Raw genomic sequence first — 15,849 nt, 5'->3', positions numbered from 1 at the left:
CGACGCGTTGGGACGAACGGGCCCGCTTGCACAACCGCCAACGGAGAGTGTGATCAGGGACAAAGCCAGCAAATGCCGCCTGCGAGTTCGTGAAAAAACCGTGCTTTTTGGGGTGCGCATGACAAACTGGCTCCGTCCAGCTATCCTTTCATGATGAAAAGTTCCGTGATGAATCATATTCGTCTTGAACTTTCTGAGTGTATTTCCGATATACTCCTTATACCGGTCCTAGGTATCTGTTTCGGAAGGTCCAAGTGCTTCGCTCGCGTCTAATTCGCACCGTCGTTAATCTTTCACTGGTCGTCGCAATGATGATCCAGCCGGGGATAGCGTTGGTTTTCTCCAGCGATTGCGGTTCCGAGTGTGCCTCCGGCCTGATGTGCGAAGGCTGTGGATGTTGCGAAGTTTCTTCGCCGACTGAGAAATGCGGCTGTTGTGGCGGCGGTGATCAGGATGGCGACGGCAGTTGCTGTATCGCAACGTCGCAACGGCCCAATCAGGAATGGACCGAAAAAGAGATGATGTCTGGAGAGCCGGAGGCGGGCGAAACGCTTGAGCTTCAGGTCATCGTCATCAGCACCGCCAACGCTGGTGAGACCGACGACCAGCAGGCCCGCGAGGTTACGTCGACTTGTCATTGCGGTATGGAAAGTCAGCCCATCGGCGACTCGTCGCCCACTCGCCCCACGATTGAGCGGCGCGACTCGGTTGCAATCCGCTTCGCGGATCTATCGACTATTTTTGGTGACGCCGTTCTCATTCCGCCGCGTCTTTTCCGCGGCGACGCGTTGAACTCGCCCGAGCGGTTCTCGCAATTCCATCTCTGTAATTGGCGGCTGTGAGTCTGTCTGCTTGAGCAGTTTCACGCGAGTTTCACACAGACCGCGTGTTCAAACGATCTTTCGTTTGCTCTTGGCTGTTCTTTGCTAAATCCTGCGCCCCGCGCGTATGCAGTTTGTTCGACGCCCGCGAATGGACCGCTTCAAACCCAGTTTCGATCGACGGTTGAATTCCGTCCGACCATTCACAGCCTGACGGCGAGTGACTTATTAGCGGCAAATTGCCTCCGGTTTGTCGTCGATCAGCCGCAGTTTTCGCGTCTTCGCCAACGATTCGGCGATGCGGAGTTCATCTATATGTCAAATCAAAATCATCTCACTAATAATTTAACGGACGAGGTTTCGGAAAAGCACTTCGAGCCAGTCGCTCAAACAACTGGCGAAGCATCCGTGCCTGAAAACAAGGAGGGGTCAAGCATGAACAAGAGTCATCAGCCTAGTACGGACGAGAAACCGGCCGCGTCAGCGGAAACGAAGTCATCAGACGCCAAGGTCGACGCAACGGATTCAGCCGACCCAGCAAACCAGCCAGAATCACCGGCCGAAGCCAGCACTCCGGAAGCACCCGCTTCATCGACGGCGTTGGCGGAAACGAAAGTCGGTGGCTTTGGATGGCTTTTGCGCGTTGGAGTGAACGCAGCTGTCGTCACCGCCGTGGCCGCATTAATTTTGGTCATGATTGGCTTCGCACAACGTTCCGAATGGGTGACCGCCAATGGTTTCTCCGGTGGCGAGTCGGAAGCGGTCGCCGATGCGGGCGGCGGCGAGGAAAAACGATATATCTGCCCGATGATGTGTACTCCGCCATCGACCGAACCGGGCCGCTGCCCCGTTTGTGCAATGGAGTTGGTTGAAGCAACCGGCGGCGGTGGCGGCGACGGGATCTCAGTCACGATTGAATCATCGGCGCGGCGGCTGGTTGGCATTCAAACCGCGACCAGCAAGATGGGCGAGATGAATCGAACGATTCGCACGATCGGCTCGATCGACTTTGACGAAAGCCGACTGTCAACGATCTCCGCATACATTGACGGGCGACTCGAAGAATTGTATGCCGACTATGTCGGTGTCAAAGTCAAAGAAGGCGACGACTTGGCGTTGATCTACAGCCCCAAGCTGTACTCCGCGCAGACAGAGTACATCACCAGCTTGGAAAGCAATTCGGTGGGGCGATTCAGTATCAACAGTCCCGACATGCAAGCGATGGCACGCGAAAACCTCAGCGAACTCGGAATGACGACCGGGCAAATCGAAGACCTTGGCAAGAGCCGCAAGCCGCAGTCACGCATCCGAATCAAGTCGCCTCAGACGGGAACGGTACTGGAAAAGGCAGCGGTCGAAGGTGACTATGTCAAAACGGGTCAGAAAATTTATCGCATCGCGGACCTGACCTCCGTTTGGATGATGTTGGACCTATTCCCCGACGACGCTTCGTTGGTCCGTTTCGGTCAACAAGTCGAAGCAGAAATTCAGTCGATGCCGGGCGAAGTCTTCACTGGGCGTGTCGCCTTCATCGACCCCACGGTCGACCCGGTGACTCGAACCGTTCGCGTTCGCGTCGAAGTGATGAACTATGACGGCAAGCTGCGGCCCGGCGACTATGCGACGGCTCGGGTCAGCGTTCCCGCGGTCCCGGTCGACATGGTTTACGACCCGGCACTGGCCGAAAAATACATCAGCCCGATGCACCCGCAAGTGATCCGCGATGAACCCGGCGATTGTCCCCTTTGTGGCATGGATCTGATTCCGACATCGCAACTGGGCTATTCGCCAAAACCCGTCGAAGCCCAGCGCGTCGTCACCGTGCCTCGTGACTCCGTGTTGCTGACGGGTGAGCGGGGTGTCGTCTATGTCGAGACCGAGCCGGGGCGTTTTGAAATTCGCCGCGTTACCGTCGGCGCGATGAATGACGACGACGCGATCATCGTCGAAGGCATGGCCGCTGGGGAAACGGTTGCAACCAATGGCAACTTCTTGATTGACTCGCAAATGCAGCTTGCGGGAAACCCGTCCTTGATGGACCCCAGCAAGGCACCGAGTTATTCGCCCGGTCCGCTTGATCTCCCCAGTCGTGATCCTGTGATGCTTGCGGGTCAATCCGGCGAGCAATTCGATCGGGCATACGATGCCTATTTTGAGATTCAATGCGCGATGGCGGCCGACGTGACGCCACCACCCGTTGCGCTCAATACTCTACTGGATTCACTTAACAAGCTGGAAATGTTGGCGGAAGTTCCTGACACAGCACAAACACGATTCGCTAGCGCCCGTCGCGGAGCGTCGCGGATGGACGGTTCCCTCGAAACCGCTCGCGAAGCGTATCGCAGTGTCAGCCACGCGATGTTGCACGCCGCAACGATTGCACGCGGCCCTAAAACCGCCAAGTCGCTGGTCCACATGTATTGCCCGATGGTCCCCGGCGGTGGCGGCGATTGGATGCAACCCGGCGGTGAATTGCAAAACCCGTACTGGGGCAGCGAGATGCTGACGTGCGGCGAGACGGTTCGCGATCTGGCCATAAATACCGCCAACGGCGATGGACAAGAAGTGAGTTTCAAGGTGGTTGGATTTGGCACGGACAACGGAGAGATGCAATGAACGAGCGATCAAAATTGTGTCAGGTGCGTGCCAAGAATTTTGGTCCACTGGAGGGAGGCCAACAATGCTAACTCTACTCATACGCTTTTGCGTCAAAGAACCGTGGCTGGTCGTCATGCTGACGATTGGCCTCAGCGTCGGCGGCTGGTTCGCATTTAAGGCGGTTCCGATCGACGCGATTCCGAATGTCGGTGAAAACCAGGTCATTGTGTTGACACCATGGCCGGGGCGTTCGCCGAAAGACATCGAGGACCAGGTCACTTATCCGCTGAGTGTATCGTTGCTGGCTGTTCCCGGTGCTGAATCCGTTCGCGGCAAAAGCATGTTCGGCTACAGCTTTGTGCAGGTCACTTTCAAGGATTCGATTGACTTCTACTGGGCTCGAAGTCGAGTCTCGGAACAACTCGGCAGTGCCGCATCGCAGTTGCCCGATGGTGTCGTTCCGCAACTCGGTCCTGATGCAACTGGACTCGGACAAGTCTACTACTACACGCTGCAACCGCCCGAAGACGGCATGAGTCTCGCCGAACTTCGCAGCCTGCAAGACTTCGTTGTGAAGTACGAATTGCAAGCGGTCGAAGGGGTCAGCGAAGTCGCGTCGATCGGTGGTTACGTCCGCCAATATCAAATCGAGGTCGATCCAGACAAACTGCGATTCTACAACGTCTCGCTGGACAAACTGGCGATGGCAATCAAGGGGTCGAACCTGGATGTCGGTGCCAAGACGGTCGAATCGACGGGAATGGAATTCATCGTTCGCGGCAAAGGTTTCCTGGGAACCGATGGCGATCAGTCCAAAGCCGTCTCCGACATCGAAGATACCGTCATTCTTCAGCGAGAAGGTGTGCCGGTCCGTGTGAGTGACGTGGCGCAGGTCCAACTCGGGCCTGATTTCCGTCGCGGTGCGTTGGATTACAACGGTTCCGAAGCAGTCGGCGGCGTGGTGGTGATGCGCTATGGCGAGAACCCTCGCGTGGTCATCGACCGTGTCAAAGCCAAGATCGCTGCGATCGAGCCGGCGCTCAAGGGCGTCAAGATTCACGGCGTGTACGACCGCAGCGGGTTGATCGACGAGACGATGGCGACGCTGACGCACGCACTGCGTGATGAGATCATCATCACCGCAGTCATCATCTTACTTTTCCTGCTTCACATCCGCAGCAGTTTCGTCGTTGCGATCTGTTTGCCGGCCGCTGTTTTGATTTCCTTCATCGCGATGCACTTCGTGGGAGTCGAGGCGAACATCATGTCGCTGGCAGGCATTGCCATCGCGATCGGCACGATGGTCGACATGGGGATCATCGTCTCCGAAAACATCTACCAGCATTTGGCGGACTGGGAGAAGGAAGATGGGGAGACACGCAGTGGAGCAGATCGGGAGAAGTCGAGGACGGAAATCGTCTACGAGGCGACTATCGAGGTCGCTCCGGCGGTCGTCACAGCCGTTTTAACGACAATAGTCAGTTTCTTGCCCGTGTTCTTTTTGACTGGCCGCGATTACCGTCTGTTCTCGCCGTTGGCTTATACGAAAACATTCGCAATTGCCGCTGCGATGATCACTGCTGTCACGATTGTGCCCGCATTGAGCCGTATCATGCTGCGAAGTGCTAACTATAGAAAACGCACCGCACTAAGTGCTGGTGTCGCGTTTTCCGCTTTACTCGCCGCAACCTCGCATTTTATGTGGGGCGATGACCTTGCCGAGCACTTTGGTGTCGAGCAATGGATGATCACCGTGGCAGCTGGGTTGCTCGCTTTCGTCTTTGGTTGGCAACTTCTTCGCGAACGAATTCGTCCGATCGAAGAGATTCCGTCGAGTCGATTTGTTCATTGGGTTTATGCGGCCCGATTGAAGCACGCTCTGAATCACAAGGTGTTCGCACTTTCGTTTCCGGTCATTTTGCTGTTCGTTGGACTTGGAGCCTATTTCGGGATGCCAGTGGTTTTGCAGCCAATCGAACGTATTGCCCGCGTATTCGGTGCTGAACTAAACGACTTCCCCGGCTACGTTGATGCCAAACACGTTTTTACCGGACTGCAAAGCGACGACTGGATCGCGTTGGACGAAGGCAGTTGGTTTTACATGCCGACGCTGTATCCCGCAGCCAGCTTTTCGCAAGCGATGCAGGTGTTGCAAACGCAAGATGTTTTGATCGGCCAGATTCATGAGGTCAAAGACGTGCTCGGTAAGATCGGTCGCGTTGAGTCGGCGCTGGACCCGGCTCCTGCGGCGATGGTCGAAACCTACGTCATGCTTAAACCTGAAAGCGAATGGCGCGAGGGCGTGACGGCGCGTGATGTTTGGGATGAGATCAACAAAGTCGCCACACTTCCGGGTGTCACCCCCGCGTCGGCTTTGCAACCGATCGAAGGCCGAGTCGTGATGCTGCAATCGGGCATCAAGGCACCGATGGCGATTCGAGTGTATGGCGACGACCTGAAGACGCTAGCCAGCGCCGCGATGGACGTGGCGGGAACGTTGAAGAAGTCACCGGTCATCAACGAGGGAACGGTGAACCCGGACATCGTGCTCGGAAAACCCTATATCGAATTCACGGTCGATCGCGAAGCCGCCTCTCGTTACGGCATGAGTGCTTCGATGGTCAACCAAGTCATAGAGACTGCCCTCGGCGGAATGAATCTTATCAAGACCGTCGAAGGCCGCGAAAGGTATCCCGTGCGATTGCGTTACAACCGTGATCTTCGCGAACGCATCGACCAACTCAATCGACTACCCGTGGTCACGCACAGTGGAGCGGTTGTACCGTTAGAAGAATTAGCAACGCTGGAAACGACTTGGGGACCGGGAGCGATCAATAGCGAAAACGGACGGCTGGTTGCTCACGTTTCCTTCATGACGAATGGTTCGCAGGGTGATTTGGAATCGGTGACGGCGATCGAAGATCAACTTCGTGTGGCTCAATCGCTTCCGCCATCCCACCCGGATCACTTGGGGCTTCCCGCCGGCTACTCGCTCGAAGCGGTCGGCAGTTTTCGCAACCAGATTGAGGCCAACTTGCGGTTGATGTGGATCATCCCCGTGGTGATCATGATCAATTTGTTGTTGATCTATTTTGAATTCCGCAATTTGCCGATTGCGATGGCCGTCTTCACGGGCATTCCGGTCGCGTTCGCTGGCGGAATGATCTTGGTGGCATGGATGGAGGTGGAACTCAACACCGCCGTCTGGGTTGGCTTCATCGCGCTTTTCGGCCTCGCCGTGGACGATGGCGTCGTGATGGCGACTTACATCCATCAGTTGCTGCAAAAACGAAAGGTCACGTCCGTTCAGGACATCCGCGACACTGTCTACGAAGCCGGATTGAAGCGTATTCGCCCCTGCATGATGACGACGGTAACGACCTTGGCCGCCCTGGTCCCGGTTCTGATTGCAACCGGTCGCGGAGCCGACGTGGCCCGCGCGATGGCGATCCCGGTCTTTGGTGGCATGCTTGCCGAGCCGTTCACGTCGTTCATCGTCCCAACGCTCTACAGCGCCTACCTGGAAATGAAGATGCGGTTTGGGTTTAAGGATGAGCTTTGGGAAGGAACCGAAGAAATGCCAACGGAAGCGATGGGGAGTGCAGCTTAGTGGAGACACGGAGAGGGGGGAGTCAGGGAGAAATTGTGCTCCTTGTCTCCCAGACTCCCAGATTTTTTTTAGAAACAGGTGAAGGATTCCTGGTCGCCAGGCATCCAACTGACAACCGAAGCGGCCAAAGGAATCGGTCGCATACGCTTAGAAAGGAATGAATTTCGATGAAGTACAAAACCCTATTTGCCGCCTTGTTCACGGTTACTTTGGCCTCAACAGCGGTTGCTCAGCACAATCATGCTGGTCACAACCACACGATGCCGGGTCAGACGATGGCGTCCGAACTTGCTCGTCCGGTCGCCGGACCCCACGGCGGTTCTTTGAAACAAGCCGGTGGCGTTCAATTGGAAACGGTCGTTTCACAAGGCGGCATTCAAATGTTCGTCTACGACCGCAACGGCCGAGCCGTGTCGGTCAACCAAGGTCGCGGAGCCGCATCACTTCGTGTCGAGGGCAATGCGAAACGTTACCGCTACGATTTGTTGCCCGATGGCAAGGGCGGCCTGACCGCCCCGGTGAACCTTTCCCAGATTGCTGGACGTCAGATCGAGATTGACATCCAACTCGTCGGTATCGAATCCAGTAGCGGGCAACCGCTCAGCCTGAAGGAAGTGGCAACGGTTCCGGCCAGCGAAATCCAGCTCGCCGCCGCCGCGATTGCACGCCAAAAAATCTGTCCCGTCAGCGGCAAGCCTCTCGGCAGCATGGGTGATCCCGTGGCCGTGGACGTGAACGGCCAGCGTGTCTTCGTTTGTTGTGGTGGCTGCGTAAATGCCGTCAAGTCCGATCCCGCGAAGTACGCGGCCGGACGTCCTCAAATAACCGTAGCAACTTCGACGGCGGCCGACGCGAAGGCGATCGCTGAGCAGAAAGTCTGCCCCGTGATGGACGAGCCGCTCGGTGGCATGGGCACACCGATCAAAGTGACCGTTGGCGACAAGCCAATCTATCTGTGTTGCAAGGGCTGCATCAAGAAGGTCCAAGCGGAACCAGCGAAGTACTTGGCGATGGTTTATGGCGATCAGAAGGGGAGTGGGGGAGTCGGAAGTGAAGGAGCGAGCGCTGGCGACTTCAGCATTTCCGTGACCTCTTCGACTCAGGCGGACGCGGCTTTAATTGCTCGGCAAAAGGTTTGCCCCGTGATGGATGAACCACTGGGGAGCATGGGGAATCCGATCAAGGTCATGGTCGGTGACAAGCCGATCTTCTTGTGCTGCAAGGGCTGCATCAAAAAGATCAAAGCCGAACCAGCAAAGTACCTGGCAATGGTCTACGAAAACCAGATGGGGAGCGGGGGAGTCGGGGTGTCCGGGAGCGTTGCTGCTGGCACCGAACAAGTTCGCGAAGGGATCTTCAAAGTCAGTGCCGAGGACAATCCCTTTATCGCTGCTCAACAGAAATGCCCTGTGATGGATGAACCACTCGACGCGATGGGTGGCCCCTATAAAGTTCATGCCGCTGGCAAAGCGATTTATATCTGCTGCCCTGGCTGCGCGAAGAAGATTGCGGCGGAACCTCAAAAGTGGTTGGCCGTTCTCGCACAGCAGGGGGTAATTGCTCCAACGCTTCGATAGGCGGAAGTGGAGATTGGATGTAGGGGCACTCATCCAGTGAGATTGATCACTTCTTCAATTTCGCCGAAACGCGGGGGCGGTGTCCTTGTTGATTCACTTCGGTGATGACGCTTACACGCCGTCCCCGCCCTTTTTTGCCGAGCCGTTCGGCATACTCCAATTCCAAGGTGGAAACGATTTCCACTTGTAACCACAACAAGGACGTTCCGATGAACGCAAAACTATCTCGCTTCGTTAGCCTCACGGTCGTCGCTGCGGCCTTCAGCACAACCGGATGCACAGGTGGATTGCCCTGGCGGAAGAAACAAGTCGCCCAGCAAATGACCGCGGAACAGTACGCCCAGCAAGCGGCAGCAAACATCGAGTACGGCACCTCGGATGTTGACTTTTCGCAGGATTACACACCAAGCCCTCAACCGTCGGCGAGCTACACCAGTCCGCCGAAACGTGCTTCATCGGGCGGGGGCGGCAGTTGTTGCCATTAGTCCGACCGCAGAGTCAGCCGGTGTCATTCCTCACCCGCCTGAAACAGTTACCTTATCGGGTGATGCGTCGATTCGCGATCGCCAACCAGACACTGTTCTTCGGCTGCGAGTTTGCAAGCCTTTCGCGTATCCACTGCCCGGAAAAACTTGACGGTGGTGCAGTGGTCCGAAAGCGATCTTCGACAGCATCTGGGCGAGGAAAACTATCTGGATGAAGGACATGCGAATTGGCTTCGCAACGATCAGGCGATTTGTTTCGCTGCCATGGACGGTGAACGGCTCGCCGGGTTCGCCCTCGGCGATGTTCCGGCTGAAATGAATCACGATGGGTACCCCGTGACAATACGCAACTACCTCTTTTCCTGCCGGATGATACTGGCTTCGTTTTTCATGTTTTTATTCTGCCTGCCTATCGCGGTCAGCGTTTATACGCTGTGTTGATGTCCTATGCGGCGGAGCAACTGCCAGATCATGGTGTCCGAAAACTTTTCTTGACCACTGAATGCACGAACAGATCGGCGCTTCGCAGTGTCAATCGGATGGGGTTTCGGGAAGTGGGTAAGGCGCGGCTTTTTAAGGATGCCCCACTGTACGGTGCTGGCTATCCGGACCAGCCATTCTTTGGCGAAGTCCCCACGGGCAGGTACGCCGGCGATGAACGCGCGGCTCCCTACGACTGATCAGTGTCTTTGAGGTCCATCGCCACTGCGTCGAATTAAAGTTCCTAAGAATTTCGCGAGGAACGTCCGCAGTCAAAGGATCAAATGTGGAGTTGTCATGCTGGTCGCAACCGGTGTGATCTGTTTTCGCTTAATCAACGATGGCTACTTCGACTAGTCTGATGCCACCAATTCGGCAACGACGAGCGTCGTGTCATCGAATGCCGCACGGCCATCACGAAAGGCTTCGAGTTCCGAATCGAATCGCCCGACTAAGTCCGAAGCGTGTTCACCGATTGCCTTTGCAATCGTGTCGCTAACTCGCTCAGTACCGAACTGTTCTTCGTATGGGTTGAAAGCCTCGGTGACCCCATCGCTGACCAGTATCAGTTTCGCTCCGATACAAATCGGAAGGCAGCATTCTTCATAAGTCGTGTCGTCCTCAACTCCCAAGATCAGATCACTATGATCCAGCCGCCTGACCGGTTCATCGCCGCATTGCAGAAACGGCAATTCATGGCCAGCATTTGCATAGGTTAATCGCTGTTCGGCCACGTCAATGCGGACGAGAACCATCGTAGCGAAGTGGCCCATCACGACGTACTCGTGATACTGTTGATTGACGCGAGTGAGAATTTCTGCCGGATGATGGGATTGCTTCGCCGCCTCAGCTACAAACGCTTTCAACAGCGTCGCTGCCATCGCCGCAGGCACACCGTGACCGCTGACGTCTGCGATACACAAGAGTGTTGAGTTGTCACTCAGCCGGATGACGTCGTAGTAATCGCCACCGACGTCATCAGCAGGCTCGAATAGTTCTGCAATATTCACTCCAGGGATGACTTGGGTACTCGGCCGAAGGTTCTGCTGGATCGCCCTCGCTTTTGCCATGTGCACGCGTCGATCACGTTCGGCCGCATCCAATTTCGCCGCCATGTCGTTAAACTGTTCGCCAAGATAAGTCAGTTCGCGACAACTATGGACGTCAACTCGTGATTCCAATTTTCCGTCGCCAAGGCTTTGCAATGACGTGACCAATCGCCGGATTGGTTTTGTCACGATCTTTCTCAACACGAGGTTTGCCAGAAGTGCCGCGATGGAACCGGCGAGAAGAACCGCAATCATCTGACGAACGAGTCCATCCCGAGCGATTGCCAAGATGTTCGATCGCTTTTCTGAAACGAGGACCTGCCCGGCTGGACCCCCGAATGATCCCACAACCATCGAACCAGCCATCGGCTCTAAGTCCGCATGTCCACTAGCCCTCAATCAAGCGAACACTGGATGATGAAAATCTGAAAAAACTCGAAACCCTCGGCGTTTTGCGGGTGTATTGGAGGTAACTACAACTTCAACGCACTCACTCAGCAGAGGATTTCGAGTGAACGACAATTTACGCCGTCGATTTCAGCGCCGCAAGCGAGTTCTTTTGCAACGTATCGATAAGAAGAAGGGCAAGACGCATACGCCCATGATTCGCCCTTTGCGGGCGAAGTACGAACTGGCCAATAAAGTTGAGGCGATCTCCTGCGGTGGAATCGGCATGATCATGCAGCTTGTCCAGCAACTCGGATTGCGAAAGCACATCAACCAGTCCGCGCCAGTGTTTAAGCTTCACGCGCCGTACGACGAAGCCGACCACGTGCTCAATATTGCCCTGAATCTATTGGCCGGGGGGACCTGCCTCGAACATTTAGAGCATCGCCGCACCGACCAGGCGTACCTGGATGCACTCGGCGCAGAACGGATTCCCGATCCGACAACCGCTGGTGACTTCTGCCGCCGTTTTGATGGTTTCAAGCTACTGCTCTTGATGCAGGGAATTAACGCGGCACGCAAGAAGGTTTGGAAGCAACAATCCGATGCGTTCTTCGAGCAGGCCACGATTGAAGCCGATGGTACGATGGTTGAGACTTGCGGTGAAAAGAAGGAGGGCGTCGGAATCAACTACAAAGGTCAGTGGGGATACCATCCACTGGTTGTAACGCTCGCGGAAACCAAAGAGTTGCTGTATCTGGCCAACCGCAGCGGCAATCGTCCCAGCGGTGAAGGCTCATCGTTCTACTTCGACAGGGCGATCGAATTGTGTCGCAGTGCCGGGTTTCGAAAGATCCTGTTGCGTGGTGACACAGACTTTTCGTCAACTCAACATCTCGATCGATGGGACGCGCAGGGCGTCCGTTTTGTGTTTGGTTATGACGCCAACAAAACACTGACTGCAATTGCCGATTCCCTCGACGAATCGGCATGGAAACCGCTCCGGCGGCAAAGATCGACTTCGAAAAATCCGCGTGCAAAACGTCCGAATTACAAAGAGCAAATCGTCGTAGAAAATGGCTACGAGAACAAAAAACTGCGTGCTGAAAGCTACGCTGAGTTTCCGTATCAGCCCGGCAACTGCAAGCGTCCCTACCGGATGGTTGCTGTTCGCAAAAACATCGACGTCACGACCGGACAGCAATTCCTGTTCAGCACCGAAAAGTACTTCTTCTACATCAGCAATGAACCAAAGCAAGAAAAGCAGTCGCGTGAATTGATCGGAGACGGCAATCATCGCTGCGATCAGGAAAACACGATTAGCCAGCTCAAGGCGAGTCACGCATTGACCGCGCCACTGGATTCACTGGAAAGCAATTGGGCGTACATGTTGTTCGCTTCTCTTGCCTGGACGCTGAAGCTTTGGAGTGGACTGATGGTCCGCGTCAAAGGGAATCCGGGTCAGAAGAAGGCGAGGAAGCGGCTCCGTGACCGCGTGATCAAAATGGAGTTTTCGACGTTCCTGACATCGTTGATCCAGATCCCGGCCCAAGTCATCCGCTCATCGCGTCAGTTGAAGTTGCGGATTCTGACATACCGTCTCGGCGTCGAAAATTTGTTCACGCTCAGTGACCATATTGCGATGCCGCTTCGAACGTGACACGTCGCAACCAACGAAGCCGGAGTCCGGACGCTCCGGTACCGCCGCTAACGCCTAACCCGAGAAACGAAACATTGAGCACCATACATTGCGAAATTTTTGATAAGGAGCAGTGCTCCCGCGTGCCCCGCTGCGCCTCGGAAATCTACAGCCGTCATCCAAAATCAACGCCCGCGTTCGCTTGATTGAGGACTAGCAGCCGCCATCATGGCATCAAACATTTGCGGTGACGCCCGACCATGTGACTGAGCTTGCAGAAACTCGCCCTGCCACTGCAAAGCGATATGATGACCGGGCGAATCATCAGAATTCATCCGCGCACAAACACTGTCGACCAGTTTCTGAATGGGCTCCGTGCTCTCCCCCTCGATGGCGGCAGCAGATTCATACAACGTCTTTGCCTCCTCTGCCAAAGCGACTTTGGTCTGCTGCACTGCTCGCCGCACGCGGAGCCGATGGTCAACGAATAGAAAGCTTCCGACAATTACCAGCAGAAAGGAATTGACTGCCAGCAGTAGTTGACGCGTCAACGGGAGCCGTCGCCAAAACGCAGGCGTCTTGATGCGTTTCATAAGTTCCTCACATCGGAATTGATAAACGCTCAGAAAAATTGAGCTGAACTGGTTGGATGCTCTGAATCCCCGAAAACTTCACGAATCGACAGCTCACCGAAGAAACCGGACGATTTCCCAAGAATAGTGGGAATGGCTGAAGAATTGAGATCGAGTGAGCATCCAAAAAAACGATTCGTCAGTCTAGCCACCTCGATGCGTGGCGCGATGATTGGTCATGCAGGGTTCGAGCGAGTGCAAGCTGGTAGCGAGTAGGACGAATCGTTCCACGTCAATCAATGACTCCCGCATACTTGCGAAACAGTTTCACCAGTTCGTCAATCTTTTCCTCGCGTTCTTTCGCGTTACCATTCTGAACCGCCTCAGCAACGCACGTTTTTAGATGCTCTTCCAAAACGATCTGGCCGACTTTTCCCAGAGCGCCTGTTGCCGCCGACAGTTGCATCAGAATGTCCACACAATAATCCTCGTTCTCGATCATCCGCCCGACAGCCTCGACCTGCCCTACGACGCGGCGAAGTCGGTTGTTGAGTTTCCTTTTTTCGTCGTTGGTAAGCATGGGATTACAGAGGATCGTTCAATTGAATGCGAGAGCGACTTCGCTGAGAGTCGGGTAAAAAATCCATTGTAGCTTGGATGTGACGGAGAGGCAGTGGGAGGAAAAGCGAGCTAAAACCACCTGCGTCATCTTTACCGTGCAAGGGGTACGCTTGCATTGTGATCGCCGCGATGGCGAACTGTTTCCTCCGACTCGATTCCTATTCGACCTGCTCATCGGTCTCTCGCATGTTTGATTGGGGACTTCTGAAATGATGCTACGTGAAAAAGACGATCGCCATTGATAGACAGAAAACGCAGCCAGCTCTTGACCGTTGGCTGCGCTCGTTAGTGCCGTGCAAGTTGTCTATAGAACTAGCGGCTGCGGTAACGGCGTGGATCGGTCTTGGGGTACTGCCAAGGCTGCTTGTGCGTCGGCCCCTTACTGCGAGATTGCACGCGTGGCTGATAGGAGAATCGACAGTAGCTCTGCGCTTGTGGCTGTGCCGTGAGTTTTCGACCGCGAAAACGATTCGCACATCGAACGGGTGGACTTAGTCTTCTCAGTTCGCCGCCAAAAGCACGCCCAATTCGATCTCATCACGCAAACCAATCGCGGTCATCCTTGCGTGAGTGCCTTCCCAAGAAGCGGCTAGCCCATTCTTGCCTTGAGTAACCTGCAACTCTCGATTTCCTCGACGTACAAGCTGTACCGGCAAATCGCCGAAACTCACCTTTTGAGACTTGCACTTTTCGACCAGCATGAACGTCGATCCGTCGGGACGCTGGCAAACACATGCGACGCAATTGCAACCATCCGGACCACATAAACATTCGCCTTCGGCGCAGTTGCATTCAGGCAATTTCAACAATCGTGTCGAAACCAACTGAACGCCCGCAGGAAGCGACTTTCTCGCCTGAGGTCGGAAGCCCATGTCCTTTTCTGCTTCGTCAATCGACACTTCTGTTCCGTCGTACTTGGAAGCAAACGAACTTACGGCCATGTTGGAATCCTGATCGAAATCCAGAACGACATCTTGAAAGTCGATGGGCGTTGGCGCCATGCCAGCCATTGCTCCGGGATGAGAATGGTCATGCGAATGCTGTTGGGCAACCGTGTGTTCACTCGGCACTTGGCCTTGTCGAAGCGACAGCAATACTAAAACAGAGGCCGCGAGCGCGCCGATGATGATTGCGGTATCTTTCAATCTCTGACGGCCGCTGGGCTTTTTCGCAGACGCACGCAGTACCATCGGCTCCGCGGAATTCATTCGCGAGGCAAACGCCTCCCAGGACGGCGCTTTGGCGGCCGGTTCACGATACTGCGTCGCTAGCTCGCGAATCCCCGCAAAAGATCGCAATTCGGCTTGGCAGGCTGAACACGACTCCGCATGCTGGCTCACTTGGGCCGCAATTTCACTGTCGAGTTCATTATCAAAGTAAGCCGAAAGCTTTTCAGCGGCTTCTTGGCATCGCATGTTAAGGTTCCCACCCAAGATCAATAAGTTGTAGCTGAAGTTCGCGCCTTGCTCGATTCATTCGCGAGGCAACTGTCCCCTCGGGAATTCCCACCGTCTGCGCGATCTCTGCGTAGGCCATCCCGTCAATCTCTTTGAGCTGGAAGACTAATCTCAGCTCGACATCAATTCGATGCATCGCCGCGTCCAAAAGCTCGGATAACCCAGCTGGTCCTCTCGTGTCATGTCCGGTCATCGAACTCTCGTAGAGCGGTTCGGCTGGATGCCGACTGCGAGAGCGGACGTGCTGCAGAGCCTGATTGACTGCGACACGATGGACCCAAGTTGCGAATGCAGATTTGCCGCCATACGAATCCAGCTTCGACAGCACCTGCATGAACGCATCTTGGCTCACATCGTCCGCATCCGTTTCACCAGCGATCCGCCGGACCAGCCGGTAGACGCGAGGATAAAGTGCCTCGTAAATCTCGCGCTGAGCCTCCGACTCACCGTAAATCGCTCGCTCAATCACCACTTCGCTTACGAACATCAGCACTCCTTTAGGCGACGTTTCGCCACGGGAGTGCGAATTTTCAACCATGTGTGGAGTTTAGAT

General features: G+C 55.2%; 14 protein-coding genes. 7 read left to right on the top strand and 7 right to left on the bottom strand.

Going from position 1 to position 15,849, the window contains the following annotated elements; genetic code table 11:
- Positions 1–293: 293 nt before the first annotated feature.
- Positions 294–638: a hypothetical protein gene (locus Enr13x_RS38650; RefSeq protein ID WP_197455596.1), complete on the bottom strand. Its 345-nt coding sequence runs from the start codon at positions 636–638 to the stop codon at positions 294–296.
- An 876-nt stretch (positions 639–1,514) separates the two neighbouring features.
- Here Enr13x_RS38650 and Enr13x_RS35175 point away from each other — a divergent pair.
- The 3 genes from Enr13x_RS35175 to Enr13x_RS35165 all read left to right on the top strand — a co-directional run bounded on the left by Enr13x_RS35175 (position 1,515) and on the right by Enr13x_RS35165 (position 8,606).
- The gene (locus Enr13x_RS35175; RefSeq protein ID WP_231744476.1) at positions 1,515–3,437 is read left to right on the top strand and encodes an efflux RND transporter periplasmic adaptor subunit; all 1,923 of its coding nucleotides are present in this window, start codon (positions 1,515–1,517) and stop codon (positions 3,435–3,437) included.
- A gap of 64 nt (positions 3,438–3,501) precedes the next feature.
- On the top strand, positions 3,502–7,029 hold the full coding sequence (locus tag Enr13x_RS35170; RefSeq protein WP_145391616.1) for an efflux RND transporter permease subunit: 3,528 nt from the start codon (positions 3,502–3,504) through the stop codon (positions 7,027–7,029).
- Positions 7,030–7,409: 380 nt separating this feature from the next.
- Positions 7,410–8,606, top strand: coding sequence for a hypothetical protein (locus Enr13x_RS35165; protein ID WP_231743965.1), 1,197 nt, complete (start codon positions 7,410–7,412; stop codon positions 8,604–8,606).
- Positions 8,607–8,652: 46 nt separating this feature from the next.
- Here the strand turns inward: Enr13x_RS35165 and Enr13x_RS38645 are convergent, their stop codons facing one another.
- Positions 8,653–8,805, bottom strand: coding sequence for a hypothetical protein (locus Enr13x_RS38645; RefSeq protein ID WP_197455595.1), 153 nt, complete (start codon positions 8,803–8,805; stop codon positions 8,653–8,655).
- Positions 8,806–8,815: 10 nt separating this feature from the next.
- Between Enr13x_RS38645 and Enr13x_RS35160 the strand changes: the two genes are divergently transcribed.
- The 3 genes from Enr13x_RS35160 to Enr13x_RS39240 all read left to right on the top strand — a co-directional run bounded on the left by Enr13x_RS35160 (position 8,816) and on the right by Enr13x_RS39240 (position 9,771).
- Positions 8,816–9,091 (top strand): hypothetical protein, encoded by a 276-nt coding sequence (locus Enr13x_RS35160; RefSeq protein WP_145391614.1) that lies wholly within the window; start codon positions 8,816–8,818, stop codon positions 9,089–9,091.
- Positions 9,092–9,238: 147 nt separating this feature from the next.
- Entirely contained in the window at positions 9,239–9,532 is a 294-nt protein-coding gene (locus Enr13x_RS39245; RefSeq protein WP_231743964.1) for a hypothetical protein, read from the top strand.
- Entirely contained in the window at positions 9,454–9,771 is a 318-nt protein-coding gene (locus tag Enr13x_RS39240; protein WP_315857119.1) for a GNAT family N-acetyltransferase, read from the top strand. Before Enr13x_RS39245 ends, Enr13x_RS39240 begins: the two co-directional genes overlap by 79 nt.
- A gap of 153 nt (positions 9,772–9,924) precedes the next feature.
- Here the strand turns inward: Enr13x_RS39240 and Enr13x_RS35150 are convergent, their stop codons facing one another.
- Positions 9,925–10,986, bottom strand: coding sequence for a PP2C family protein-serine/threonine phosphatase (locus tag Enr13x_RS35150; protein WP_231743963.1), 1,062 nt, complete (start codon positions 10,984–10,986; stop codon positions 9,925–9,927).
- A gap of 235 nt (positions 10,987–11,221) precedes the next feature.
- Between Enr13x_RS35150 and Enr13x_RS35145 the strand changes: the two genes are divergently transcribed.
- Positions 11,222–12,667: an IS1380 family transposase gene (locus tag Enr13x_RS35145; protein WP_145385855.1), complete on the top strand. Its 1,446-nt coding sequence runs from the start codon at positions 11,222–11,224 to the stop codon at positions 12,665–12,667.
- Positions 12,668–12,831: 164 nt separating this feature from the next.
- Here the strand turns inward: Enr13x_RS35145 and Enr13x_RS35140 are convergent, their stop codons facing one another.
- The 4 genes from Enr13x_RS35140 to Enr13x_RS35125 form a co-directional block, all read right to left on the bottom strand.
- Positions 12,832–13,239 (bottom strand): hypothetical protein, encoded by a 408-nt coding sequence (locus Enr13x_RS35140; RefSeq protein WP_231743962.1) that lies wholly within the window; start codon positions 13,237–13,239, stop codon positions 12,832–12,834.
- A 271-nt stretch (positions 13,240–13,510) separates the two neighbouring features.
- The gene (locus tag Enr13x_RS35135; protein WP_145391613.1) at positions 13,511–13,798 is read right to left on the bottom strand and encodes a metal-sensitive transcriptional regulator; all 288 of its coding nucleotides are present in this window, start codon (positions 13,796–13,798) and stop codon (positions 13,511–13,513) included.
- Positions 13,799–14,339: 541 nt separating this feature from the next.
- On the bottom strand, positions 14,340–15,254 hold the full coding sequence (locus Enr13x_RS35130; RefSeq protein ID WP_145391612.1) for an anti-sigma factor family protein: 915 nt from the start codon (positions 15,252–15,254) through the stop codon (positions 14,340–14,342).
- Between the two features lies 1 nt (position 15,255).
- The gene (locus Enr13x_RS35125) at positions 15,256–15,834 is read right to left on the bottom strand and encodes an RNA polymerase sigma factor (protein WP_145391611.1); all 579 of its coding nucleotides are present in this window, start codon (positions 15,832–15,834) and stop codon (positions 15,256–15,258) included.
- Positions 15,835–15,849: the final 15 nt, after the last annotated feature.

This window comes from Stieleria neptunia, assembly GCF_007754155.1.
In the GTDB taxonomy this organism is placed as follows: domain Bacteria; phylum Planctomycetota; class Planctomycetia; order Pirellulales; family Pirellulaceae; genus Stieleria; species Stieleria neptunia.
The sequence above is the reverse complement of the archived record's forward strand: the minus strand, read 5'-3'. Positions and strand labels throughout refer to the sequence as shown.

Coding starts and splice junctions, on each gene's coding strand:
- Enr13x_RS38650 (WP_197455596.1), bottom strand. CDS start 638: ATGACAAGTCGACGTAACCTCGCGGGCCTGCTGGTCGTCGGTCTCACC.
- Enr13x_RS35175 (WP_231744476.1), top strand. CDS start 1,515: ATGATTGGCTTCGCACAACGTTCCGAATGGGTGACCGCCAATGGTTTC.
- Enr13x_RS35170 (WP_145391616.1), top strand. CDS start 3,502: ATGCTAACTCTACTCATACGCTTTTGCGTCAAAGAACCGTGGCTGGTC.
- Enr13x_RS35165 (WP_231743965.1), top strand. CDS start 7,410: ATGTTCGTCTACGACCGCAACGGCCGAGCCGTGTCGGTCAACCAAGGT.
- Enr13x_RS35160 (WP_145391614.1), top strand. CDS start 8,816: ATGAACGCAAAACTATCTCGCTTCGTTAGCCTCACGGTCGTCGCTGCG.
- Enr13x_RS35150 (WP_231743963.1), bottom strand. CDS start 10,986: ATGGCTGGTTCGATGGTTGTGGGATCATTCGGGGGTCCAGCCGGGCAG.
- Enr13x_RS35145 (WP_145385855.1), top strand. CDS start 11,222: ATGATTCGCCCTTTGCGGGCGAAGTACGAACTGGCCAATAAAGTTGAG.
- Enr13x_RS35140 (WP_231743962.1), bottom strand. CDS start 13,239: ATGAAACGCATCAAGACGCCTGCGTTTTGGCGACGGCTCCCGTTGACG.
- Enr13x_RS35135 (WP_145391613.1), bottom strand. CDS start 13,798: ATGCTTACCAACGACGAAAAAAGGAAACTCAACAACCGACTTCGCCGC.
- Enr13x_RS35130 (WP_145391612.1), bottom strand. CDS start 15,254: ATGCGATGCCAAGAAGCCGCTGAAAAGCTTTCGGCTTACTTTGATAAT.
- Enr13x_RS35125 (WP_145391611.1), bottom strand. CDS start 15,834: ATGGTTGAAAATTCGCACTCCCGTGGCGAAACGTCGCCTAAAGGAGTG.